The organism is Gemmobacter caeni, assembly GCF_003054195.1.
Taxonomy (GTDB): domain Bacteria; phylum Pseudomonadota; class Alphaproteobacteria; order Rhodobacterales; family Rhodobacteraceae; genus Gemmobacter; species Gemmobacter caeni.
Genome location: NZ_QBKP01000001.1, coordinates 46,612 through 68,496 on the forward strand (window position 1 = coordinate 46,612; position 21,885 = coordinate 68,496).

24 protein-coding genes are annotated in these 21,885 nt (G+C 64.6%); 16 read left to right on the forward strand and 8 right to left on the reverse strand.

Going from position 1 to position 21,885, the window contains the following annotated elements; all coding sequences use genetic code 11:
• Positions 1-57: 57 nt before the first annotated feature.
• Genes C8N34_RS00210 through dusB form a run of 3 tightly spaced genes read right to left on the reverse strand, consistent with a single transcriptional unit; the run spans position 58 to position 3,502 of the window.
• The gene (locus C8N34_RS00210) at positions 58-1,422 is read right to left on the reverse strand and encodes a response regulator (RefSeq protein WP_108126772.1); all 1,365 of its coding nucleotides are present in this window, start codon (positions 1,420-1,422) and stop codon (positions 58-60) included.
• Positions 1,422-2,525, reverse strand: coding sequence for a two-component system sensor histidine kinase NtrB (locus tag C8N34_RS00215; protein WP_054303563.1), 1,104 nt, complete (start codon positions 2,523-2,525; stop codon positions 1,422-1,424). Before C8N34_RS00215 ends, C8N34_RS00210 begins: the two co-directional genes overlap by 1 nt.
• A complete protein-coding gene (dusB, locus tag C8N34_RS00220) occupies positions 2,522-3,502 on the reverse strand; it encodes a tRNA dihydrouridine synthase DusB (protein ID WP_108126774.1) in 981 nt (326 codons plus the stop codon). The genes C8N34_RS00215 and dusB overlap by 4 nt, the downstream gene beginning before the upstream one ends.
• 198 nt (positions 3,503-3,700) lie before the next feature.
• On the opposite strand from dusB, the gene C8N34_RS00225 reads away from it, so the two are divergent.
• From C8N34_RS00225 to C8N34_RS00235, 3 genes are read left to right on the forward strand one after another with little or no spacing between them, the layout of a single operon-like run.
• A complete protein-coding gene (locus tag C8N34_RS00225) occupies positions 3,701-4,825 on the forward strand; it encodes a bifunctional 2-C-methyl-D-erythritol 4-phosphate cytidylyltransferase/2-C-methyl-D-erythritol 2,4-cyclodiphosphate synthase (RefSeq protein ID WP_108126776.1) in 1,125 nt (374 codons plus the stop codon).
• Positions 4,822-5,319 (forward strand): phosphatidylglycerophosphatase A family protein, encoded by a 498-nt coding sequence (locus tag C8N34_RS00230; protein ID WP_199750624.1) that lies wholly within the window; start codon positions 4,822-4,824, stop codon positions 5,317-5,319. The genes C8N34_RS00225 and C8N34_RS00230 overlap by 4 nt, the downstream gene beginning before the upstream one ends.
• The gene (locus C8N34_RS00235) at positions 5,316-5,798 is read left to right on the forward strand and encodes a CinA family protein (RefSeq protein WP_108126778.1); all 483 of its coding nucleotides are present in this window, start codon (positions 5,316-5,318) and stop codon (positions 5,796-5,798) included. Before C8N34_RS00230 ends, C8N34_RS00235 begins: the two co-directional genes overlap by 4 nt.
• Here the strand turns inward: C8N34_RS00235 and C8N34_RS00240 are convergent.
• Complete coding sequence (locus tag C8N34_RS00240; protein ID WP_158640434.1) at positions 5,760-6,839, reverse strand: AI-2E family transporter; 1,080 nt, start codon at positions 6,837-6,839, stop codon at positions 5,760-5,762. The two genes, C8N34_RS00235 and C8N34_RS00240, sit on opposite strands and share 39 nt — an antisense overlap.
• A 12-nt stretch (positions 6,840-6,851) precedes the next feature.
• Positions 6,852-7,313, reverse strand: a complete 462-nt coding sequence (locus C8N34_RS00245; RefSeq protein ID WP_054303557.1) for a type II toxin-antitoxin system RatA family toxin — start codon at positions 7,311-7,313, stop codon at positions 6,852-6,854.
• 68 nt (positions 7,314-7,381) lie between these two features.
• Here C8N34_RS00245 and hpt point away from each other — a divergent pair, with 68 nt between their 5' ends.
• The 4 genes from hpt to C8N34_RS00260 all read left to right on the forward strand — a co-directional run bounded on the left by hpt (position 7,382) and on the right by C8N34_RS00260 (position 9,559).
• Positions 7,382-7,927, forward strand: a complete 546-nt coding sequence (gene hpt / locus C8N34_RS00250) for a hypoxanthine phosphoribosyltransferase (protein WP_054303556.1) — start codon at positions 7,382-7,384, stop codon at positions 7,925-7,927.
• A complete protein-coding gene (locus tag C8N34_RS00255; protein ID WP_108126780.1) occupies positions 7,924-8,418 on the forward strand; it encodes a mismatch-specific DNA-glycosylase in 495 nt (164 codons plus the stop codon). Before hpt ends, C8N34_RS00255 begins: the two co-directional genes overlap by 4 nt.
• Entirely contained in the window at positions 8,415-8,588 is a 174-nt protein-coding gene (locus tag C8N34_RS26115; RefSeq protein WP_170120515.1) for a hypothetical protein, read from the forward strand. The genes C8N34_RS00255 and C8N34_RS26115 overlap by 4 nt, the downstream gene beginning before the upstream one ends.
• An 83-nt stretch (positions 8,589-8,671) precedes the next feature.
• Entirely contained in the window at positions 8,672-9,559 is an 888-nt protein-coding gene (locus C8N34_RS00260) for a cytochrome c (protein ID WP_108127387.1), read from the forward strand.
• A gap of 73 nt (positions 9,560-9,632) precedes the next feature.
• Here the strand turns inward: C8N34_RS00260 and lipA are convergent, their stop codons facing one another.
• Positions 9,633-10,583, reverse strand: coding sequence for a lipoyl synthase (gene lipA / locus C8N34_RS00265; RefSeq protein WP_054303554.1), 951 nt, complete (start codon positions 10,581-10,583; stop codon positions 9,633-9,635).
• A 105-nt stretch (positions 10,584-10,688) separates the two neighbouring features.
• Here lipA and C8N34_RS00270 point away from each other — a divergent pair, with 105 nt between their 5' ends.
• A complete protein-coding gene (locus C8N34_RS00270; protein ID WP_108126782.1) occupies positions 10,689-11,369 on the forward strand; it encodes an aquaporin in 681 nt (226 codons plus the stop codon).
• A 32-nt stretch (positions 11,370-11,401) separates the two neighbouring features.
• On the opposite strand, the gene C8N34_RS00275 is transcribed toward C8N34_RS00270, so the two are convergent.
• Entirely contained in the window at positions 11,402-12,523 is a 1,122-nt protein-coding gene (locus C8N34_RS00275) for a DUF6456 domain-containing protein (RefSeq protein ID WP_108126784.1), read from the reverse strand.
• A 230-nt stretch (positions 12,524-12,753) separates the two neighbouring features.
• Between C8N34_RS00275 and C8N34_RS00280 the strand changes: the two genes are divergently transcribed.
• Positions 12,754-13,047, forward strand: coding sequence for a DUF6477 family protein (locus C8N34_RS00280; protein WP_108126786.1), 294 nt, complete (start codon positions 12,754-12,756; stop codon positions 13,045-13,047).
• Positions 13,048-13,116: 69 nt separating this feature from the next.
• On the opposite strand, the gene C8N34_RS00285 is transcribed toward C8N34_RS00280, so the two are convergent.
• The gene (locus tag C8N34_RS00285; protein ID WP_054303550.1) at positions 13,117-14,667 is read right to left on the reverse strand and encodes a trimethylamine methyltransferase family protein; all 1,551 of its coding nucleotides are present in this window, start codon (positions 14,665-14,667) and stop codon (positions 13,117-13,119) included.
• Positions 14,668-14,923: 256 nt separating this feature from the next.
• Between C8N34_RS00285 and guaA the strand changes: the two genes are divergently transcribed.
• The 7 genes from guaA to C8N34_RS00320 all read left to right on the forward strand — a co-directional run bounded on the left by guaA (position 14,924) and on the right by C8N34_RS00320 (position 21,863).
• A complete protein-coding gene (gene guaA / locus C8N34_RS00290) occupies positions 14,924-16,483 on the forward strand; it encodes a glutamine-hydrolyzing GMP synthase (protein ID WP_108126788.1) in 1,560 nt (519 codons plus the stop codon).
• Positions 16,480-16,758 carry a putative quinol monooxygenase gene (locus tag C8N34_RS00295; protein ID WP_108126790.1) on the forward strand — a complete coding sequence of 93 codons (279 nt, stop codon included), beginning with the start codon at positions 16,480-16,482 and terminating at the stop codon, positions 16,756-16,758. Before guaA ends, C8N34_RS00295 begins: the two co-directional genes overlap by 4 nt.
• A 72-nt stretch (positions 16,759-16,830) precedes the next feature.
• A complete protein-coding gene (locus tag C8N34_RS00300) occupies positions 16,831-17,724 on the forward strand; it encodes a DMT family transporter (protein ID WP_108126792.1) in 894 nt (297 codons plus the stop codon).
• Between the two features lie 98 nt (positions 17,725-17,822).
• Positions 17,823-18,992 (forward strand): OmpP1/FadL family transporter, encoded by a 1,170-nt coding sequence (locus C8N34_RS00305; RefSeq protein ID WP_054303546.1) that lies wholly within the window; start codon positions 17,823-17,825, stop codon positions 18,990-18,992.
• Between the two features lie 116 nt (positions 18,993-19,108).
• Positions 19,109-19,978: a hypothetical protein gene (locus C8N34_RS00310; RefSeq protein ID WP_054303545.1), complete on the forward strand. Its 870-nt coding sequence runs from the start codon at positions 19,109-19,111 to the stop codon at positions 19,976-19,978.
• A 24-nt stretch (positions 19,979-20,002) separates the two neighbouring features.
• Positions 20,003-20,926 (forward strand): homoserine O-acetyltransferase MetA, encoded by a 924-nt coding sequence (gene metA / locus C8N34_RS00315; protein WP_054303544.1) that lies wholly within the window; start codon positions 20,003-20,005, stop codon positions 20,924-20,926.
• The gene (locus tag C8N34_RS00320; RefSeq protein WP_242013741.1) at positions 20,919-21,863 is read left to right on the forward strand and encodes an alpha/beta fold hydrolase; all 945 of its coding nucleotides are present in this window, start codon (positions 20,919-20,921) and stop codon (positions 21,861-21,863) included. The genes metA and C8N34_RS00320 overlap by 8 nt, the downstream gene beginning before the upstream one ends.
• The last annotated feature ends 22 nt before the right edge of the window (positions 21,864-21,885 follow it).

Genomic DNA, 21,885 nt, shown 5'->3' on the forward strand with positions numbered 1-21,885 from the left:
CCATATCTTGCGGCGTGAGTCGGGCAAAACCCGAAAGACACGCCATATGTTGCGGTTTTACATCAGTTTGCGGCGGCGTGTCACGCGAATATCCAGCTCGGTGATCTTCTTGCGCAAGGTATTGCGATTGATCCCAAGCAGATCGGCACATTTCGCCTGATTGCCCCCCGTGGCATCCAGCGCAATCTCGATCAGGGGCGCCTCAACCTCGCGCAGGATCCGGCCATAAACACCGGGCGGTGGCAGTTGCCCGCCGTGCAGATCGAAGTAGCGCTTCAGATGCCGCGCGACCGAAGCGGACAGTTTGTCGCTTTCGCCGATGCCCTTCATCGGTTCGGGCAGCGGCAGGCTGCCGATGGCCGATTCGACCTCGACGCGGCTGATCTCGGGTTCCGAGGAGGTCACCATCAGCCGCTTCAGCGTGTTTTCCAGCTGGCGCACATTGCCCGGCCAGCTATAGGCCCGCACCAGTTCGCGGGCCTCCGGCGAAAGCCGCCGCACCGCGCCGAAGTCACGCTCGCCCCGCGCAAGGAAATGCTCGGCCAGAAGCGGGATGTCATCCACCCGCTCCCGCAGGCTCGGCACATGCAGCGTCACGCCGCCCAGACGGTAGAACAGATCCTGCCGGAAGGCGCCCGCCTCCATCCGGCCCGCAAGATCGGCCTGCGAGGTTGCCATGATGCGCGGCGCATTGTCGCCCAGCATGTCGAGCATGCGGACGATGCGCGCCTGGGCCTCGTCATCCAGATCTGCCACCTCGTCGAACACAAGGCTGCCACCGCGCGCCCTGGACAAAAGCGTCGCAGGCCCTTCCAGCCCTTGCAGATCTGCGGCCTGCGCCACCACGAAGGGCATGGTGCGCCGGTCTGAAAAATCGTGGATCGCACGCGCGATGAGGCTTTTGCCAGTGCCGCTTTCCCCGGTGATCAGCACCGCCAGATCGGTGTTCATCACCCGCGCGACCAGCCGGTACAGCGCCTGCATGGCCGGCGTCCGCCCCACCAGCGGCAGGTCGTCGGCGGAATCGCGCGGCGCACTTGCCTGCTTGGCCGGGCGGCGCTTCACATCCAGCGCGCGGGCCGACCGCTTCATCAGATCGGGCAGATCAAAGGGTTTGGGCAGATAGTCGAACGCCTCGGCCTCGGCGGCCTGAATTGCCGTCATGATGGTGTTCTGAGCCGAAATCACGATAACCGGCAAACCGGGCCGCATCCGCCCGATCTTCGGCAGCGCCTCAAGCCCGTTGCCATCGGGCATGATGACGTCCGAAATCACCAGATCGCCCTTCCCCTCTTCGACCCAGCGCATCAGCGTCACCAGCGAGGAGGTCGCATGCACCTTGCACCCCGCGCGGGTCAGTGCCTGGGTCAGCACCGTGCGGATCGTGCGATCATCGTCGGCAACCAGAACCGTACCATCCATCAGCCAGCTTCCTTCTTCTGCAAGTCACGCGGCGCCACGGGCAGCGACACGCGGAATACGGTGCGGCCGGGGACGGAATCGACCCCGATCCAGCCTTCATGTTCGGTCACGATCTTCGACACCAGCGCGAGGCCCAGCCCCGTGCCGTTTTCCTTGCCCGAGACGAAGGGCTCGAAGATCTCGGCGGCGATGCCGGGCGGCAGGCCGGGGCCATCGTCGATGATTTCCACCTGAAGCGGCAGCGCCTTGCCGGTGCCATCCCGGCGGCGCAGGCGCAGCGACAGGTCATAGCGGGTGCGCAGCGTGATCGTGCCCCCCTGCGGCCCCGCCGCCTCGGCCGCGTTCTTGATGAGGTTGAGGAACACCTGCATCAACTGGTCGGGGTCGGCATGGGTCGGCGGCAGCGAGGGGTCGTATTCCTCGACAAAGCGCATCTTGGCGGCAAACCCCATCATCGCCGACTTGCGCGCCCGGTCCAGCGCGTCGTGGATGTTGACCACACGGCGATCCGGCGGACGGACATTGCCGAACTGCTCCACCTGTTCCAGCAGCTTCACGATGCGGCGGGTTTCCTCGACAATCAGATCGGTCAGTTCGCGGTCCTCTGCCGAGAGGCCCATGGACAGAAGCTGCGCCGCCCCGGCAATGCCTGCCAGCGGGTTCTTGATTTCATGCGCCAGCATCTCGGCCATGCCGATCGCCGATTTTGCCGCTGTCTTGGCCGCCCCTGCCCGGCCCAGCCGGTCGGCAATCTCGCGTGGGGAAATCAGCAGCATCAGCACATCGGGGTTGTCGGCCATCGGCGCGATCTGCACCGTGCATTGCACTGGCGGACGCTCGCCCGTCGTCACATCGACATCATTGATGAACAGTGCCGACTGGTTGGCACGGGCCCGCGCGAAAGCCTCGTCCATTTCGGCGTCGATATGAATGCGGTCAAAGACCGGCTGGCCCTTCAGGCTGCGGGCCGAGGCATTGAGAAACAGCTCAGCCGCCGGGTTGGTTTCCAGAATGCCGCTCTTTTCGTCGACCAGCAGCGCCGGAATCGGCATCGAGGCCCAGACGACACCCGGAACCGGATAGGGCTGCCGGTATCCTTTCATGCCGCCGCCCTTTCCTGCTGCCGGAAGGTCTCGCGCAGAGCGCGCGAAACCTGCGCAGGCACTTCGCCGGTGATGATCGGCCCTCGCGCGGCCTCAAGCCCCGCCACCTCCAGATACCAGCCCAGATGTTTGCGCGCGATGCGCAGCCCGAGGTCGACGCCATAGAAGGCCAGCATCGCCTCGTAATGCCCGATCACCAGATCGGCCAGGGCATCGCCCTGCGGCACCTGCGGCAGCGGTTTGCCATAAAGCGCCGCCGCCACCTGCGCCAGCAGCCAGGGTCGCCCCTGCGCGCCACGCCCGATCATCACCCCATCGGCGCCGGACTGCCGCAGTGCCTCGGTCGCCGCTTCGGCATCCACGATGTCGCCATTGGCGATCAGCGGCACGCTCACCACCTGTTTTACCGCGCGGATCGCCGCCCAGTCGGCCTGACCCTTGTAGAACTGGCAGCGCGTGCGGCCGTGGATGGTGACCATGCGCACGCCTGCGGCTTCGGCCCGCCGGGCAAGTTCCGGCGCATTCATCAGATCATCGTCCCAGCCCAGCCGGGTCTTGAGCGTCACCGGAACCTGCACCGCGCCCACCACCGCCTCGATCAGCCGCAGCGCATGGTCCAGATCCTTCATCAGCGCCGAACCGGAATAGCCGTTCGTCACCTTCTTCGCCGGGCAACCCATGTTGATGTCAATCACGCGGGCGCCCTGTCCCTCGACATAGCGCGCGGCTTCGGCCATCCACCATGGATCACGCCCCGCAAGCTGCACCGAGGTCGCGGCCTCGCCAAAGCCCAGCTCCGCCCGCGCGCGGGCCAGCGGGCGGGCCTGCACGACCTCCTGGCTCGCGACCATCTCGCTTACGACCAGCCCTGCGCCGAACGAACCGACCAGCCGGCGGAACGGCAGATCGGTAATCCCGGCTAGCGGTGCCAGCAGCACCGGAGGGTCAAGCTGGATGTCGGCCAATTGCAGAGGCACCTTGGGCGTTCCTTGTCTGTTAATTCGGCAGCTACCCCTGCCACGGGCGGGTGACAACGGCAAGACGCCGCAAATCTGTGCGGAAAACCGACATCGCACAAATTATAGGCAATTATTAGCCCCGCTGCCACCGCATTGTCAGCACGCGGGCCTTGGCCTATGCAATGCGGCATAGACGTCAGGCCAAGGGAGACCCGCATGACGACAGCCGCCATCATCGTCGCCGCAGGGCGCGGCCGCCGCGCGGGGGGCGAGATTCCAAAGCAATGGCAAAGCCTTGCCGGGCGTCCTGTGCTGGCCCATACGCTCGATGCCTTTGCCGGGCTGCGCCGGGTGCTGGTGATCCGTCCCGGGGATCGCGCGAGGGCCGAGGCTTTGGGCAGCGACGCCCTGCTGGTGGACGGCGCCGATACCCGAGCCGGATCGGTGCGCAACGCGCTGGAGGCTCTGGCGGGCAGCGATGTGACCCGCGTGCTGATCCACGATGGCGCACGCCCACTGGTTTCACCTGCTCTGATCGCCCGGATCGCCGCGGCGCTGGATCATGGCCCTGCCGCCGCCCCGGCGCTTGCCGTCACCGATGCGCTGTGGCGTGGCGAGGCCGGCGTGGTCAGCGGAACGCAGTCGCGCGAGGGGTTGTGGCGCGCGCAGACGCCACAGGGCTTTCGGCTGGCGGAAATCCTTGCCGCCCATCGCGCCCATCCCGGCGAGGCCGCCGATGATGTGGAGGTTGCGCGTGCAGCCGGTCTGCCGGTTGCCATCGTGCCCGGCGAAGAGGACAATATCAAACTTACCTTCCCCGGCGATTTCGCGCGGGCGGAGGCCATTCTGAAAGGGCGCGGCATGGAGATACGGCTGGGCAACGGTTTTGACGTTCACGCTTTCACCGAGGGCGATCACGTCTGGCTGTGCGGGGTAAAGGTGCCGCATGACAAGGCGCTGCTGGGCCATTCCGACGCCGATGTCGGGATGCACGCGCTGACCGATGCGATTTACGGCGCACTGGCGCAGGGCGATATCGGGCGGCATTTCCCCCCGTCGGACCCGCAATGGAAAGGCGCCGAAAGCCATATCTTCCTGAGACATGCCATTGAAATGACGCGCGAAATGGGATTTACACTGTCCAACTGCGACGTGACCCTGATCTGCGAACGCCCCAAGGTTGGCCCGCATGCCGAAGCGATGCGTCGCGCGCTGGCTGCGATCATGGGGGTTGAGATTCACCGCGTCAGCGTCAAGGCGACCACCTCTGAACGGCTGGGTTTCACCGGCCGCCAGGAAGGTATCGCCGCCATCGCCACAGCCACGCTGGTGCAGCAATGATCCGGGTTCTGAATACCTTCTTCGGTCTTGGGCTGTTGCGCCCCGCGCCGGGCACCTGGGGCTCGGCCGGGGCCATCGTTCTGGGCGTTGCCATCGACCGATACCTTGGCTTCCCCGCATTGGTTCTGGCCACGATTCTGGTGACTTGTCTTGGTTTCCTCACCTGTCGCGCGGCGCTTGCCGACCGACCGGGCGAAGACCCGTCCGAGATCGTCATCGACGAGGTGGCAGGACAATGGCTCGCCCTCCTGTTCCCCGCCTTCGCCTTCTGGCAGCGCGGGCTGGAGGATTGGGCCGTGACAGCCTATCCCGGCTGGGTCGCGGCCTTCCTGTTCTTCCGCCTGTTCGACATCTGGAAGCCCTGGCTCGTCGGCCGGGCCGACCGGCGCGACGACTGGAAAGGCGTGATGCTGGATGACCTTTGGGCGGGGCTCTTCGCCGGCATCGCAGTCATCATTGCGGCGGGAATCGCCCACGGAGTGATCATGCGATGAACGTTTCAGATCTTCTTGATCTTGCACGGAAATCCGGTGCGATCCTCGCAACTGCGGAAAGCTGCACAGGCGGCATGATCGCAGTGGCTCTGACCGATATCGCCGGGTCATCCGATGTGTTCGACCGGGGTTTCGTGACCTATTCCAATGCCGCCAAGCAGGATATGCTGGGTGTCCGCGCCGAGACGCTCGCCGCCCATGGCGCAGTGTCAGAGGAGGTCGCGCGCGAGATGGCTGATGGCGCCCGCGCGCATTCCCGTGCCACGCTGGCCGTCTCGGTCACCGGCATCGCCGGACCGGGCGGATCAGAGTTCAAGCCGGAAGGTCGCGTCTGTTTCGGTCTGTCGCAGGAAGGCCGAGCAACCCTTTCCGAAACCGTGGAATTTGGTCCGCGTGGCCGGGCGGCGGTGCGCGCGGCCACGCGGGATCATGCGCTGGCGCTAATCGCGGCGGCCCTCGCCGATCCGCCCGTCGTTTGACAGCAGGATCGCGGCCGGACGGGTGAAGGGAATCGCGCCCAGAACCGCAAGGATGATCACCGTCATCGGCACAGCGAGCACTGCGCCCGGCAGACCCCAGAGCGAATACCAGGATGCAAGGCTGACCAGCACCATCATCGGGCTGAGGTTGATGCGGCGTCCCATCACATGCGGCTCAATCAGCGAGCCGATGATGAATTGCAGCGCCGACAGGATCGCCATGGTCAGGAAGGCATGCTTCAGATCGCCGGTCTGCGCCAGCGCCATCAGCGAGGGCGCCACCACCCCGGCGGCGGACCCCAGATAGGGCGTGTAGTTCAAGACCCCGATATAGATGGCCCAGAAGCCCGCCAGCTCGATCCCCATGATCTTCAGCCCGAAATAGGACAGTGCGCCGAGGATGATGTTGATGACGGTCTTGACCGCCAGAAAGCCGCCGATCCGGCTGTTGATATCGGTCGACAGCGCGATGAGCTGCGCGGCCCGGTCGCCCTGCGGATAGGCCATGTGCAGCTTCTTCACGAAGCCGGTGTATTCCAGCATCAGGAACGAGGTATAAAGCAGGATCAGCACGATCAGCCCGCCAAGGCTACCCAGGGCGCCCAGCGACTGCCGGGCCACGCCCTGAAGGTCGACATTGCTGGTGACAATCTTGCTCAGCCCGCCGGGAATGTGCTTGTCGATCTCGAACCGCGCATCAAGTTCGGCCACCAGACCGAGGATATTGCTGGAATAGGCCGGAAGGCGCTGCACCAGAACCTCGCCATTCGAGCGCAGCGTCGCCACCAGCAGGAAGATCGCCACCACGAACAGTGCGAGCACCGCGCCATGTCGCAGGATCAGCGGCAGACGACGCAGGCCCGGCACCCGGCTCATCCAGTCCACCACCGTCCAGAGCACGAAAGCCACCACCGTGGCAAAGGCCAGCGGCACCAGTACGCCCTGCGCGATGTAAAGCATCCAGACGACAAGCGCGAACAGCCCCACCGCCGCAAATGCCGTGATCACGGCCAGTGGCCGCGTCTCGATGCGTTTGGTCATCATTCCTCCCGTTCAGGCCGTCCGGCCCGGGCCATAAAGTTCCACCGCGCGCCGCTCGAAGGCGCGCACCACCCGCTGCATGGCCTCGTTGAACACAACACCGATAATGCCCTGCAAGATCGCGTTGCGAAACTCGAAATCCACGAAAAACTCCACCTCGCAGCCACCTTCCACATCGCGGAAGGCCCAGTTGCTGCGCATATGGCGGAACGGCCCGTCCAGATATTCGGTGTCGATCCGCATGTCGGCAGGCCAGAGCGTCACCCGGCTGCCGAACCTTTCGCGGAACACCTTGAACGAGATCACCAGATCCGCCTCCATCAGCTCGCCCCCGCCCGCCACAGGCTTGCGCGACCGGATGCGTGCCGCCGCCGTCCAGGGCAGGAACTTCGGATAGGAGCCGACATCCGCCACGAGGTCATACATCTGCTGCGCCGTCCATGGCAGCACCCGTTTCTCGTGATGTGTGGGCATGTCACCCCTTTCCGCGATGGCCTTCCCCCGGTATTGGGAAATGGATGCAGGGAAATCAAGGGGGAGCCATGCCGCAGCGTCCTTATGTGATCGACCAGATGATCTCGGCCAAGGCCATTGCGGCGCGGGTCGAGGCGCTGGCACGCGAGATCACCACGCATTTTTCCGGGACGGACAAGCTGGTGGTCGTAGGGCTTCTGCGCGGGTCTTTCGTGTTCATCGCCGATCTGGTGCGCGAGATTGATCTGCCGGTCGAAGTGGATTTCCTTGAGGCGTCGAGCTATGGAAATGCCATGGAATCCAGCCGGGAAGTTCGCATTCTCAAGGACTTGCGCGGCGAGATTGCCGGGCGCGATGTGCTGGTGGTGGAAGACATCGTCGATACCGGCTTCACGCTGAGCCATGTCGTCCGGCTGCTGCGCTCGCGCGAGCCGAAGCGGATGGAGGTTTGCGCTCTGCTTGACAAACCTTCGCGCCGTGAGGTCGATATCCGCGCCACCTGGACCGGATTTGAAATTCCCGATGAATTTGTCGTGGGTTACGGCATCGACTTCGCGCAACGGAACCGCAATCTGCCCTTCATTGGCAAGGTGCGGTTCACCGACCCGGAATGATCCTCCCGGATTACCTGCGCCCCGGCCTGCGGATCGTGTTCTGTGGCACTGCCGCCGGAACCGCCTCGGCCAGGCACGGGCATTACTATGCCGGGCCCGGCAATCGCTTCTGGCCGATGCTGCACGAAACCGGGCTGACCCCGCGCCGGTTGCGGCCTGACGAAGATCACCTTTTGCCGGATTACGGCCATGGCCTCACCGATCTGGCAAAAACCGCCTTCGGGCCGGATGCCAGAATTCCGGCGCAAAGCTATGATCCGGCTTCGCTATTTGGAAAGATCAACGATGTTCAACCCACCGTTCTGGCCTTCACCAGCCTGACCGCTGCCCGATTGGCGCTGGGGCGCCCCGAAGCCGCCGCAGGCCCGCTGGCCAGCGAAAGCGGCCTGCCCGGAATCCGGCTTTTTGCTTTGCCTTCGCCCTCGGCCCTTGCGAAAAGCCATTTCAGCGCGACACCATGGCATCGGCTGGCAGAGGAAATACGCGGATGAACATGCACTGGCTGCTTCGCATGGCGCGCTGGGCGCGCAATCCTCCGTCGGAGGGCCGGGTAAAACTGGTTCTGGGGGTGATTGCGGCCTGTCTGGTTCTTGCCGGGATCGAATGGGTCTGGGGCTGGCCTGACTGGCTGACGACCCAGAAAATCCCGCGGATGCCGTGATCACGCAGCCGTGACCATCCCTGCGGGGTGCCGCGACGAAAAATTCGCGCTAGCATGAGCCGGATCATTCGATGGAGACGCCGATGCGCCTGCTGCCCAGCCTCGCTGCCCTCGCCCTGCTTGCCGCCGGGACCGGCTGGTGGCTCACCGCACCGAAGCCGCTGCCCGACAGTACCTTCGCCGGGGTAACCGGGGATGCCACCCATGGTGAACAGGTGTTCACCGCCGCAGGCTGCGCCTCTTGCCACATGGCGCCCGGGGCGGAAGGTGAAGCGCAGCGGGTCCTCAGCGGCGGGCAGCGCTTTGCCTCGCCGTTCGGCACCTTCCTCGCGCCCAATATCTCGCCCGATCCGACCCATGGCATCGGCGGCTGGACGTTGGCGCAATTCGGCAATGCCGTGATGCGCGGCGTGTCGCCCGAGGGCGAACATTACTATCCCGCCTTTCCCTACAGCGCCTTCAACAAGATGACGGTGCAGGATCTGGCAGATCTGAAGGCGTTCATGGATGCTCTGCCGCCCGATGCCACGCCCAGCCTGCCGCATGAGGTGGGCTTTCCCTTCAACATCCGGCGCAGCCTTGGCGGCTGGAAGCTGCTGTTCCTGCGCGACGACTGGGTGATCGACGGCACATTGAGCGAACCCGAAACCCGCGGCCGCTATATCGCCGAGGCGCTGGCGCATTGCGGCGAATGCCACACGCCGCGCAACCTGCTGGGCGGGCTGGAGCGTGGCCGCTGGCTGGCTGGGGCACCCAACCCTTCTGGCCAAGGCACGATCCCCAACATCACCCCCGCGAAACTGGGGTGGAGCGAGGATGAGATCGTCGAATACCTGACCTCGGGCTTCACGCCGGAGTTCGACAGCGTGGGCGGTCATATGGCGCATGTGGTGGAGAACATGAGCCGGTTGCCGGAGAGCGACCGTCAGGCGGTGGCCGCCTATCTGAAGAAAGTGCCCGCATCGGAATAAGGCGCGCTGCCGGAGGAGGGCGCCAAAATTCTTGAGCAAGAATTTTGGCCCCGGCCCCGCTGGCGCGCGCTGCTCAGGCCTGGCTCAGCTTCGCCAGCCGCGCCGCGCGCAGGCGCGCGAAATCGTCACCGGCGTGATAGCTCGACCGGGTCAGCGGCGTGGCCGACACCATCAGGAACCCCTTGCCGAAGGCTGCCTTTTCGTAAGCTGCGAATTCCTCGGGCGTGACGAAACGGTCGACCCGGTGATGTTTCGGCGTCGGTTGCAGATATTGCCCGATGGTCAGGAAATCGACATCGGCAGAGCGCATGTCATCCATCACCTGCCGCACACCCTGTGCATCCTCACCGAGCCCCACCATGATGCCGGATTTGGTGAAGATCGCCGGGTCCATCTCTTTCACCCGCTGCAACAACCGCAGCGAATGAAAATAGCGCGCGCCGGGCCGCACGGTCGGGTAAAGACCCGGCACGGTTTCAAGGTTGTGGTTGAACACATCGGGCTTGGCCTCAACCACGACCTCCAGCGCGCTTGCATCGCATTTCAGGAAATCCGGGGTCAGGATTTCAATGGTGGTCTCGGGTGCGCGATGGCGGATGGCGCGGATGGTCTGGGCGAAATGCTCTGCCCCGCCGTCGGCCAGATCGTCCCGGTCCACACTGGTGATGACCACATGCTTGAGGCCCAGCGTCTGCACCGCATGGGCCACGCGGCCGGGTTCGAACACATCCAGCGCATCAGGGCGGCCGGTCGCCACATTGCAGAAGCTGCATCCGCGGGTGCAGATGTCGCCCATGATCATCATGGTGGCGTGCCCCGCGCTCCAGCATTCGCCGACATTGGGGCAGCCCGCTTCCTCGCAGACCGTGACAAGCTTGTTCGCCTTCAGGATGTCGCGTGTATCCTTGTAGCCCTGCGAAGTGGGCGCCTTGACCCGGATCCACGAAGGTTTCTTCGGCTGCTCCTGATCGGGGCGGTGCGCCTTTTCCGGGTGGCGCTGATCGGGAAGCTTGAGGTCGCGCATCGGATTTTTCCCCCTGACGGCCGCGTGTCACCGGACATAAGCCTTTTGGCACGGGCTGACAACATGTCGTCGGCCCCCGAGGGATTGTAATCAGTGGAGGCTCTCATGCCCAAGAAAATCATTGCCGAGGCTTTCGGCACCATGGTCCTTGTCCTGTTCGGCTGCGGATCGGCCGTTCTGATGGGCGATCACATCGGAATGATGGGAATTGCGCTGGCCTTCGGCCTGTCCATCGTTGCGGCGGCCTATGGGATCGGGGCGATCTCGGGCGCGCATCTCAACCCGGCGGTGTCGCTGGGCATGGTGACGGCGGGGCGGATGCAGATCGGCGCCTTTGTCGGCCATGTCGCGGGTCAGGTCATTGGCGCGATCCTCGGCGCGGCGGTGCTTTATATGATCGCGAGCGGCCGCGCCGGATATTCGATTGCCGTAGACGGGCTGGGGCAGAACGGGTTCGGTCCGGGCTATCTGGGCGAATACGGTCTGGGTGCGGCGCTGGTCTTTGAATTCGTGATGACCTTCATCTTCGTGACGGTCATCCTTGGCGCCACCGGCCCCGGCTCGGTTGCCGGGTTTGCCGGTCTCGCCATCGGCCTGACGCTGGTGGGTATCCACCTTGTCGGCATCAATGTGACCGGCGTTTCGGTCAACCCGGCGCGCAGCCTTGCCCCGGCGCTGTTCGTCGGTGGCAAGGCGCTGGCAGACCTCTGGGTCTTCATCGTGGCGCCTCTGGCGGGCGGAGCGCTGGCGGGTATGGTCAACGCGCTTGGCTTCACCCGCGCCTGAGCGCTGCGTGGGCGGCCCTGCGCGGGGCCGCCTTACCCGATCAGCGGACCGGCGCGGCCATAGGTTTCGTCATAATGCCGACGCAGCCGTTGCAGCGCGATCCGCAGTACGATCTTGCCCGAGCGCGCGGCCCAGCCCATGCGCTTTTCCGCGACCTCCAGCCCTTCCAGATGACAGCAGACCCGCAGCGCGACGTCGCCCAGCCCCGGCCCCAGATCGCGCAGGGCAAGCGCCACGCGATCCCGCGCCGCCAACGGCGCAGCTGAGCCCGGACGGGGCTCGACCATCTCACCGGCAGGCAGGAACCCATCCCAGCCCTGCGGGATGCGCCCGCCGATATGGGCCAGTTCGAAATCCTCGCGCAGGCGTTCCGCCGCCTGCACCAGTTCCGGCTCCAGAAAGGCGCGGCCATCCTTGTCGCGCCGTCGTGCCAGAACCGCGACCGGGCTTTCAGTCAGTGTATAACGCAGGCGCCGCGCCGCCGCGCCACCTTCGGCCTCCACAGGATCGGCAGTGCCAAAGGCTGCGGCAGCTTCGGCCAGACCAAAGGCGCCGTGATGCGCCTGACGGCGGCGATCCTCCTCCTCCACCAGCCGTTTCAGCGCCGCGCGGCCCTGGGTGGTGATTTCGTAACTGGTCAGCCGTCCCTGCTTACGCACACCGATCCAGTCTTTCAGCGCGAAGGCCTGTGCCACCGCCCGGTCCAGAACCGCCGTCTGCACCATCTTGCCATCCCGCCCCGTGCGCAGGACAGCAGCCTTTTGCATTTCAGGGGCGATGGCCATGACGGCGCCGGGTTCTGCCATACGGCGCAGCACGCGCCGCGCCTCGCGGTCGATCCCGGCTTCATCCAGTGTGACGGGGGTCGGGCGGATCGGGGCGGTCATCTCGGGGGCGTCCTTTCTGTCGGGGTCCGGGGTTACGGAACCAGCCCCCTGCGCCCGCGCCAGCGCGGCCAGCGCCTCGTCCACCAGCGGATCATCGCGCCGCGCCTCGTAGCGGCGCACCTGACGCATGACGGTCGAGGCTGCCAGCCCCTCGCGCCGTGCCAGTTGCCGCAACGACAACCCGTCCTCGGTGTGGTCGAGATACAGCCGCACGGCATCCGGCAGCCATGCGGGTAGGGTGAAATCGGCACTCAGGTTCGGTTCCATGCTCTTTGTCCTGTGGCCCGCCCCCGGCCACCTGCCCCGTTCTTGGACATATGCAACCGTGGGTGGCTTTGGTTACCCGTTCGTTAACAAAAGCGCCAACGCCGGGATGAGCCGGATAATTGTTTACGATCTATGAACAAAAGCTGCGGCTTCCGCGCGGTGACTCCGGCGATGACGCAACGCGAGGTTGCGCCGTGTCATTGTTTCCAGATCGAACACGGGAGACTGCCATGACCGATTTCCGCGCCCTGCTTGCCGACCTGCGCCGCCCGCGCCTTCTGATCCGCGCCGCCCGCTACGGGATGACGGATTACCGCCGCGACCGGGATCTGAAACGGTTGTTGCGTCAGGACAAGCCACTGGGCCCGGAAAAGACCCTGCCCCGGCTGATCGACGAAGAGGAGCGGCTGGAAAGCATCCGCCGCGCGGGCGATGCCAGCTATTCGCTGAACCAGCATATCGAGGTATTGATTGCGCTGATGTCGGAATTGCACCTGTTGCCACGCCCGCAACAATCGATCTGACCGGCCGACAGATGGCAAAAGGGCCGCCCCGTGCCGGGCGGCCCTTCATCGTTTCACATTTCGCGACGATCAGATGAAAGCGTCCGGCTCGGCCGCCTTCTTCTGCGCGACATAGGCGTCCAGCGCCTCGCGGATGCCCTCGTCCAGCGCCGGGGCCTGATAATCGCCCAGCAGTTTCTTCACCCGTTCCGAGGCCAGTTGCTCGGTGTCGCGGGCGCCTTCCTCGTCCCAGGTCTCGAAGGGCTTGTAGTCCAGCAGGTCCGAGCGCCAGAAAGCGGTCTTGAAATTCGCCTGGGTATGGGCGCAGCCGAGGTAATGGCCGCCCGGACCGACCTCGCGGATCGCATCCATCCCCTGCCCGTTTTCGTCCACCGAGACGCCCTTCGCCAGATGGTGCAGCGTGCCAAGCTGGTCGGCATCCATCACGAATTTCTCGTAGCTGGAAACCAGGCCGCCTTCGAGCCAGCCGCAGGCGTGCAGCATGAAGTTCACGCCCGCCAGCAGCGCCATGTTCAGGCTGTTCGAGGTCTCGTAAGCCGCCTGCGCATCCGGCAGTTTCGAGCCGCAGAACGACCCGCCCGAACGGTAGGGCAGCCCCAGACGCCGCGCGAGCTGGCCCGCGCCATAGGTGATATGCGCGGCTTCCGGCGTCCCGAAGGTCGGCGCGCCCGAGTTCATGTCGATCGAGGTCACGAAGGCGCCAAAGATCACCGGCGCGCCGGGACGGATCAGCTGGCTGTAGGCCACGCCCGCCAGAACCTCGGCCAGAACCTGCGTCAGCGTGCCTGCCACCGTAACGGGCGCCATGGCACCACCCACGATGAAGGGCGAAATGATCGCGGCCTGCCCGGCCTTGGCGTAAACCTCCAGCGCCCCCATCATCACGCTGTCAAAGGTCAGCGGGCTGTTGATGTTGATGAGGCTGGTCATCACGGTGTTCTGGTCGACGAAATCCGACCCGAACAGGATTTTCGCCATTTCGACCGAATCCGCCGCACGCACCGGCTCGGTCACAGAGCCCATGAAAGGCTTGTCCGACAGCGTCATATGGGCGTGCAGCATGTCGAGGTGACGCTTGTTCACCGCCACGTCGGTCGGTTCGCAAACCGTGCCGCCGCTGTGGTGCAGCCATTTCGACATATAACCCAGCTTCACGAAATTGCGGAAATCCTCGATGGTCGCATAGCGGCGGCCACCCTCACGGTCGCGCACGAAGGGCGGGCCGTAAACCGGCGCCAGCACCAGCGACTTGCCGCCGATTTCCACATTGCGCTCGGGGTTGCGGGCATGCTGGGTAAAGCTCGACGGGGCGGTGGCGCAAAGCTTGCGGGCCAGACCGCGCGGGATATGCACGCGCTCGCCGCGCACATCGGCGCCTGCCGCCTTCCACAACGCCAGCGCGCCGGGGTTTTCAAGGAAATTGACGCCGATCTCTTCTAGAACCGTCTCGGCATTCCATTCGATGATCTGAAGCGCTTCCTCGTTCAGGATCTCGAAATTCGGGATATTGCGCTCGATGAAGCGCGCGGTGTCAAAGCTGATCCCGGTCCGCTCGGCGCGCCGCGCCGCCCCGCCGCCACCGCCGCGCGCCCGACGCCCTGCTGTTGCCACATCGCTCATGTCCAAACCTCCGAAATGCGCGATCCCGCGCGCCGAACTTGCCCCTATATGCCGCCAAGCCGCGACCGGCCGCTCCCCGTTTGCGTCGCATCCGTCCCAAAAACGACATCGGGCGCCACAGCACGGCACGACAACCGTCTTTCATCTTGGCACAAATATCCCACGGGGGTGCGGGGGTGTGAAACCCCCGCGTTCCGCCACCCGTCACAGGCGATTCCGCCTTGCGATTCTGGCCCTGCAAAGCTAATTCCCGGCCATGACACATCCGCATCAACGCCTCCTGATCATCGACTTCGGCAGCCAGGTCACGCAGCTTATCGCGCGGCGCCTGCGCGAGCTGAAAGTCTATTGTGAAATCCACCCGTTCAACCGCGTGAACGAGGCCTTCCTGAGGGAGTTCGCACCGAAAGCGGTGATCTTCTCGGGCGGTCCCGCCTCGGTCTATGCCGAAGGCGCGCCGATGCCTCCGGCGGGCGTGTTCGATCTTGGCGTGCCGATCCTTGGCATCTGCTATGGCCAGCAGGTGATGATGCACAGCCTTGGTGGTCATGTCGAAGGTGGCCATGGCACCGCTGAATTCGGCCGCGCCAGGGTTACCCCGACGGACGACCGGCTGCCGCTGCTGGAGGGCTGGTTCGCGGAAGGCCCCGAACAGGTCTGGATGTCGCATGGCGACCATGTGTCGAAAATTGCGCCGGGCTTTCAGGTCTATGGCACCTCGCCCAATGCGCCCTTCGCCATTACCGCCGATGTGTCGCGCAACTTCTATGCCGTGCAGTTCCACCCCGAGGTGCATCACACTCCGAAAGGCGCGAAACTCTACGAGAATTTCGTGCGTCTGGCGGGCTTCACCGGCGACTGGACCATGGCCTCCTACCGCGAGGATGCGATCCAGAAGATCCGTGATCAGGTCGGCGACCGCAAGGTGATCTGCGCGCTTTCGGGGGGCGTTGACAGCTCTGTCGCCGCGATCCTGATCCACGAGGCCATTGGCGAGCAACTGACCTGTGTGTTCGTCGATCACGGGCTGATGCGGCTGAACGAGGCCGAGGAAGTCGTGACGATGTTCCGCGAGGCCTACAACCTGCCGCTCATCCATGCCGACGAATCCGATCTGTTCCTCGGCGCGCTGGAAGGCGTGTCCGACCCCGAGGTGAAGCGCAAGACCATCGGGCGGCTGTTCATCGAAGTATTCGAGAAACATGCCAAGGCCATCGGCGGCGCTGATTTCCTGGCCCAGGGCACGCTTTACCCCGATGTCATCGAATCGGTGTCGTTCAGCGGCGGCCCCTCGGTCACGATCAAATCGCACCACAATGTCGGCGGCCTGCCCGAGAAAATGGGCATGAAGCTGGTGGAACCGCTGCGCGAGCTGTTCAAGGACGAGGTGCGCGCGCTGGGTCGCGAACTTGGCCTGCCCGCCAAATTCATCGGCCGCCACCCCTTCCCCGGCCCCGGCCTCGCCATCCGCTGCCCCGGCGAGATCACCCGCGACAAGCTGGAAATCCTGCGCCGCGCCGATGCGGTCTATATCGACCAGATCCGCAAGCACGGGCTTTACGATGAAATCTGGCAGGCCTTCGCTGCCATTCTGCCGATGCGCACCGTCGGCGTGATGGGCGACGGGCGCACCTATGATTACGCCGTGGGCCTGCGCGCCGTGACCAGCGTTGATGGCATGACCGCCGATTACTACCCCTTCACCCACGATTTCCTTGGGGAAACCGCGACGCGGATCATCAACGAGGTCAAGGGCGTGAACCGGGTGTTCTACGACTGCACCTCGAAACCGCCGGGGACGATCGAACTGGAATGATCCGTCTTCGGGGCCAACTCGTCTGTGTCAGCGATACCGAACGCGCGGCCGTGCTGGCGCATGTGGCGGACCATGTTGCGCTGACGCGGGCCGAGCCCGGCTGTCTGAGCTTCGAGATCGCGGAAACCGACGATCCCTTCGTTTTCGAGGTGATGGAAAGCTTCCGCGACCGTGCGGCCTTCGACAGCCATCAGACCCGCACCCGCGGCAGCGCGTGGTTTGCCGCCACGCGCGGCATCCTGCGCGATTTCCGCATCGAGGAAATCGGCGACTGATCCGGTTCGCAGGGCTGGACATTCCCCCCGCCGCGCGCCACCACTTTGCGGCGCGACGGGGAGGAACGGGCGATGCAGCAGCAACAACCGCTGAAGGCGGCGATCTGGATGATCGGCTCGATCCTGTCGTTTACGGCCATGGCCATCGCCGGCCGGGCGGTAGCCGGGGTGCATGACACGTTCGAGATCATGCTCTGGCGCTCGGTCACCGGCATTGTGCTCGTGGTCGGGGGGGCGGCGTTGTTCGGTCGGCTGGGCGAGGTGCAGACCAGGCGCCTGCCGCTGCATCTGGCCCGCAACATCTCGCATTTCACCGGGCAGAACCTGTGGTTCTGGGCGCTGACCAGCATTCCGCTGGCGCAGGTCTTCGCACTGGAGTTTACCTCACCGCTTTGGGTCGTGCTGCTGTCACCTCTGTTCCTTGGTGAAAAGCTGACCCCGGTGCGTGCGCTGGCAGCGGGACTTGGTTTTGCGGGCGCATTGATCGTGGCGCGGCCGGATTTCGGGGCGCTCAATCCGGGCGTGGTGGCTGCCGCCGCTTCGGCCATCGGCTTTGCCGGATCGGTCATCATGACCAAACAGCTGACGCGCAATGAAAGCCTTGTGTCGATCCTGTTCTGGCTCACACTGATGCAGACCGGGCTGGGCCTCGCGGCCGCCGGGATGGATGGCCAGATTGCCCTGCCGACCCAGGCCACCCTGCCCTGGCTCGTGCTGATCGGTGCCTGTGGCGTCGTTGCGCATCTGTGTCTGACCAAGGCGCTGTCGCTGGCCTCCGCCTCGGTCGTCGTGCCAGTTGATTTTGCCCGCCTCCCGATCATCGCACTGGTCGGTATGGCGCTGTATCACGAAGCGCTTGACGGCTGGGTTCTGGTTGGTGGCCTGATCATTCTGGGCGCAAATCTTTTGAACATCCGGGCGGCCACCCGCGCTAATTTGTCACATCGTAACGTAACGAATCCCTGACGTGGCGTCATTGATTGACCGAAAAGCCCGGCACACCCTAGGCTTTCAGTCAACCGGCGGAGGATGCGGCCGGGTTTCAGGAATGAGGGGAGGACGTCATGAAAAGCATCATGACATCTGTTGCGGCTCTGGCCGCCTGCGCAGGCGCGGCGCAGGCCGGGGGAATTGACCGTTCGGGGCAGCCGATCGGCGTGATCTTCGAGACAGGCAACTACGTCGAACTGAGCTATGGTCAGATCAACCCGAGCGTGACGGGCAACGATCTGGCAATCTATGGTGGCCGTCCGACCGGCAGCGTGGCTGACAAGCACAGCCTGCCCGGACTCGCCCTCAAATACGACTTCAATGACAAGCTGTCGGGCGCCCTGATCTACGATCAGGCTTATGGGGCAGACATCCTGTATGATCCTGCGCAATCGGTGATGCTGGGCGGTACCGAGGCGAAGGTGAACAGCCAGGGCCTGACCGCCCTGCTGCGCTACAAGTTCAACGAGAATTTCTCGGTCCATGGCGGTGTTCGGGCTTCCAAGGCTTCGGGGCATGTGACGCTGAAGGGGCTGGCCTATGGCCCGGCTTTCAACCCGGCGGACCCGACGACCTATCGCTCGCTCAATGGCTATTCCGTCGATCTGGCCGATGACTGGGCCGCGGGCTATGTCATTGGTGCGGCCTATGAAAAACCGGAAATCGCGCTGCGTGTCGCGCTGACCTACTTCTCGAAGATCAGCCACAAGTTCGACTCGGTCGAAACCCTGCCCGGCGGTGCTGCGGCAGCGGCGGGCGCAGCCACGGTGGCCGCCATCACCGAAACCGATACGCCGCAGGCCGTGAACCTCGATTTCCAGACCGGCGTCGCTAAGGATACCCTGGTCTTCGGTTCGGTCCGCTGGGTGGACTGGAGCGATTTTCAGGTGGCGCCGAGCACCTTCTTCGGCCCCACCGCAGGCAGTCTGACCGATCTGGAAGACACCACGACCTACACGCTGGGCGTCGGGCGCCGGTTCAATGAAAACTGGTCGGGGTCGATCTTTGCGACGTGGGAGCCGGGTGGCAGCAAGCTCGTGTCGCCGCTGGCGCCGACGAATGGCTACAAGGGGATCGGTGTCGCGGCGGTCTATACCCGTGATAACATGAAGGTGACGATGGGCGCCCGTTACCTGCGTCTTGGCGATGCGGACCCGGAAACCGGCACGCCCGATGTGGCCCGCGCCAATATGCGCGACAACACCGCCATCGCCGTCGGTGTGAAGGTCGGCTTTACCTTCTGATCACCGGATCATCCCGACCGGAAAGCCCCGCACCCGTTGCGGGGCTTTCTTTTTCGCGTGTATCCGGTTTCGCCCCGCGTTAGGAAGACGGCAAGGATCAAGCGAAGGCGGTTGGAATGATCTACGGCTCGGCACAGGACTGGCGAAAGGCAGAGCGGCGGCGCGTGCTGATGTTCGGCATGTCGGGCCTTGGCAAGACGCATCTGTCTTCGATGCTGCGCGGTGCGGGCGGCTGGTTCCATTACTCCATCGACTACCGGATCGGCACCCGCTACATGGGCGAATACATCGCCGACAACTTCAAACGTGAAGCGATGAAAGTGCCGTTCCTGCGGGAACTGCTGCTGACGGATTCCGTCTATATCGCCTCGAACATCACCTTTGATAACCTCGCCCCGCTGTCCACCTACCTTGGCAAGCCCGGCAATCCGGCGAAAGGCGGCCTGCCCTTTGCCGAATACATGCGCCGGCAGGACCAGCACCGCGAGGCCGAGGTGGCGGCGCTTCTGGATACCATGCGTTTCATCGACCGCGCCGATGACATCTATGGCTACGGCAATTTCGTCTGCGATTCCGGCGGCTCGATCTGCGAGGTGGTGGACCCGTGGAACCCGGCCGATCCCGTGATGACGGCGCTGTCGCAGAACCTGCTGATGGTCTGGATCAAGGGGTCTGATGCTCATACGGCCGAACTGGTCCGCCGCTTCGACCGGGCACCCAAGCCCATGTATTACCAGCCGCATTTTCTGGAACGAATGTGGGACGAATACCGCAGCATGACGGGCGAGGATGCCATGCAGGTCGACCCGGACGCCTTTGTCCGCTGGACCTATGCCCAGGCTCTTGCCCATCGCCAGCCCCGATATGCCGCCATGGCCGACTGGGGTGTGACGGTCACCGCCGAAGAGGTCGCCGAGGTGCGCGACGAGGCGGGTTTCATCGACCTGATCGCCAGGGCCATTGAAGCGCGCGCCCCGCGCACATAACTGCTCCGCCGAACGGAGAAAGACATGCCGATTACCCTGCCTGAAACCCTGCCCGCCTTCGATGTGCTGAGCCGCGAGGGCATCATGGTCATGAGCCCCGAGCGCGCCGCGCGTCAGGACATCCGCCCCCTGCGCATCGGTCTGCTGAACCTGATGCCCAAGAAGATCCAGACCGAGAACCAGTTCGCCCGGCTGATCGGCGCGACGCCCTTGCAGATCGACTTTCAACTGATCCGCATGAGCGAACATCAGACGAAGAACACCGCCGCCGAACATATGGAAACCTTCTACCGCCCGTTCTCCGAAGTGGAGGAGACCGGCGAGAAGTTTGACGGCCTGATCATCACTGGCGCGCCCATCGAACATCTGCCCTTCGACGAGGTGACCTATTGGGAAGAATTGCGCCGGGTCTTTGCCTGGACGCAGACCCATGTGCATTCCACCTTCGGCGTCTGCTGGGGTGGCATGGCGATGATCTACCACTTCCACGGCGTGCAGAAACATATTCTGGATCACAAGGCCTTCGGCTGCTTCCGGCACCGCAACCTTGCCCCCGCCTCGCCCTATCTGCGCGGGTTCTCGGATGATTTCGTCATCCCGGTCAGCCGCTGGACCGAGATCCGGCAGCCCGAGGTAGCGGCACGCCCGGCGTTGCGGACCCTGCTTGGCTCTGACGAGGTCGGCCCCTGTCTGGTTGAAGACCCCGCGCATCGCGCGCTCTACATCTTCAACCATTTCGAATATGACAGCGACACGCTGAAACAGGAGTATGACCGCGATGTAGCGCAGGGCACGCCGATCAACGTGCCGATGAACTACTACCCCGACGACGATCCCTCCCGTCCGCCGCTGAACCGCTGGCGCAGCCATGCGCATCTGCTTTACGGCAACTGGATCAACGAGATCTATCAGACCACGCCGTTCAAGCCGGAGGAGATCGGTGCTTGAAAGCCTGATCGCCGGGGGGGCGCTGGCGGCTTTCGGGGCCTTTGGCACCCGCCGCCGTGCCGCCCGGCGCGAGGCACGGCGTAAGGCGGCCTTTCCCCCCCTGGGGCGGCTGGTGACCGTGGAAGGCCACAGACTGCATCTGTTGCAGATGGGCAGCGGTCCCGATCTGGTGATGATCCATGGAGCCAGCGCCAACCTGCGCGAGTTCGCCATGGACCTGGCGCCGCGTCTGGCGGGGCGGTTTCGCATCACGCTGATTGACCGGCCCGGCCTCGGCTGGTCAGATCCTGTGCCGGAAGATACGCCGGGGGAACAGGCGCGCCTGATGCGGCTGGCGGCGGAAAGCGCGGGTGTCGCCCGGCCACTGGTGCTCGGCCATTCCTACGGCGGCGCGGTGGCGCTGGCCTGGGCGTTGCAGGCACAGGTGTCCGGGGTGCTGATGCTGGCTGGGGCCGCGATGCCGTGGGAGGGCGGGCTCGGCCCCTGGTACCGGCTGACCGCCTCTGGCATGGGCCGTGCACTGGTCATTCCGCTGGTCAGCGCTTTCGTGCCAGCCCGCCAGATCGACCGCAGCATCGCGGCCACCTTCCTGCCGCAACAGCCGCCGCCCGGCTATTCCAAGGCCGCCGGTGTCGGGCTTCTGCTGCGCCGCGACACACTGGCCCGCAATGCGCGTCAGGTGAATGCGCTGCTGCCGCATATCAGGGCCATGCAACCACAATACCATACAATTGGCGCGCCTGTCGAAATCCTGCATGGTGATGCCGATACAATCGTGCCGGCCCATGTTCATGCCGGGCCGCTGGCAACCCTGTTGCCCGATGCGGCGGTCACCCTGCTGCCCGGCCTTGGCCATATGCCGCACCAGACCCACCCCGAGGCTGTCGAGGCCGCCGTGATGCGCCTTGCGGCCCGTGCGGGCCTGCGCCTAGAGTAACCCAGAGTTCGGTATCCGTGGA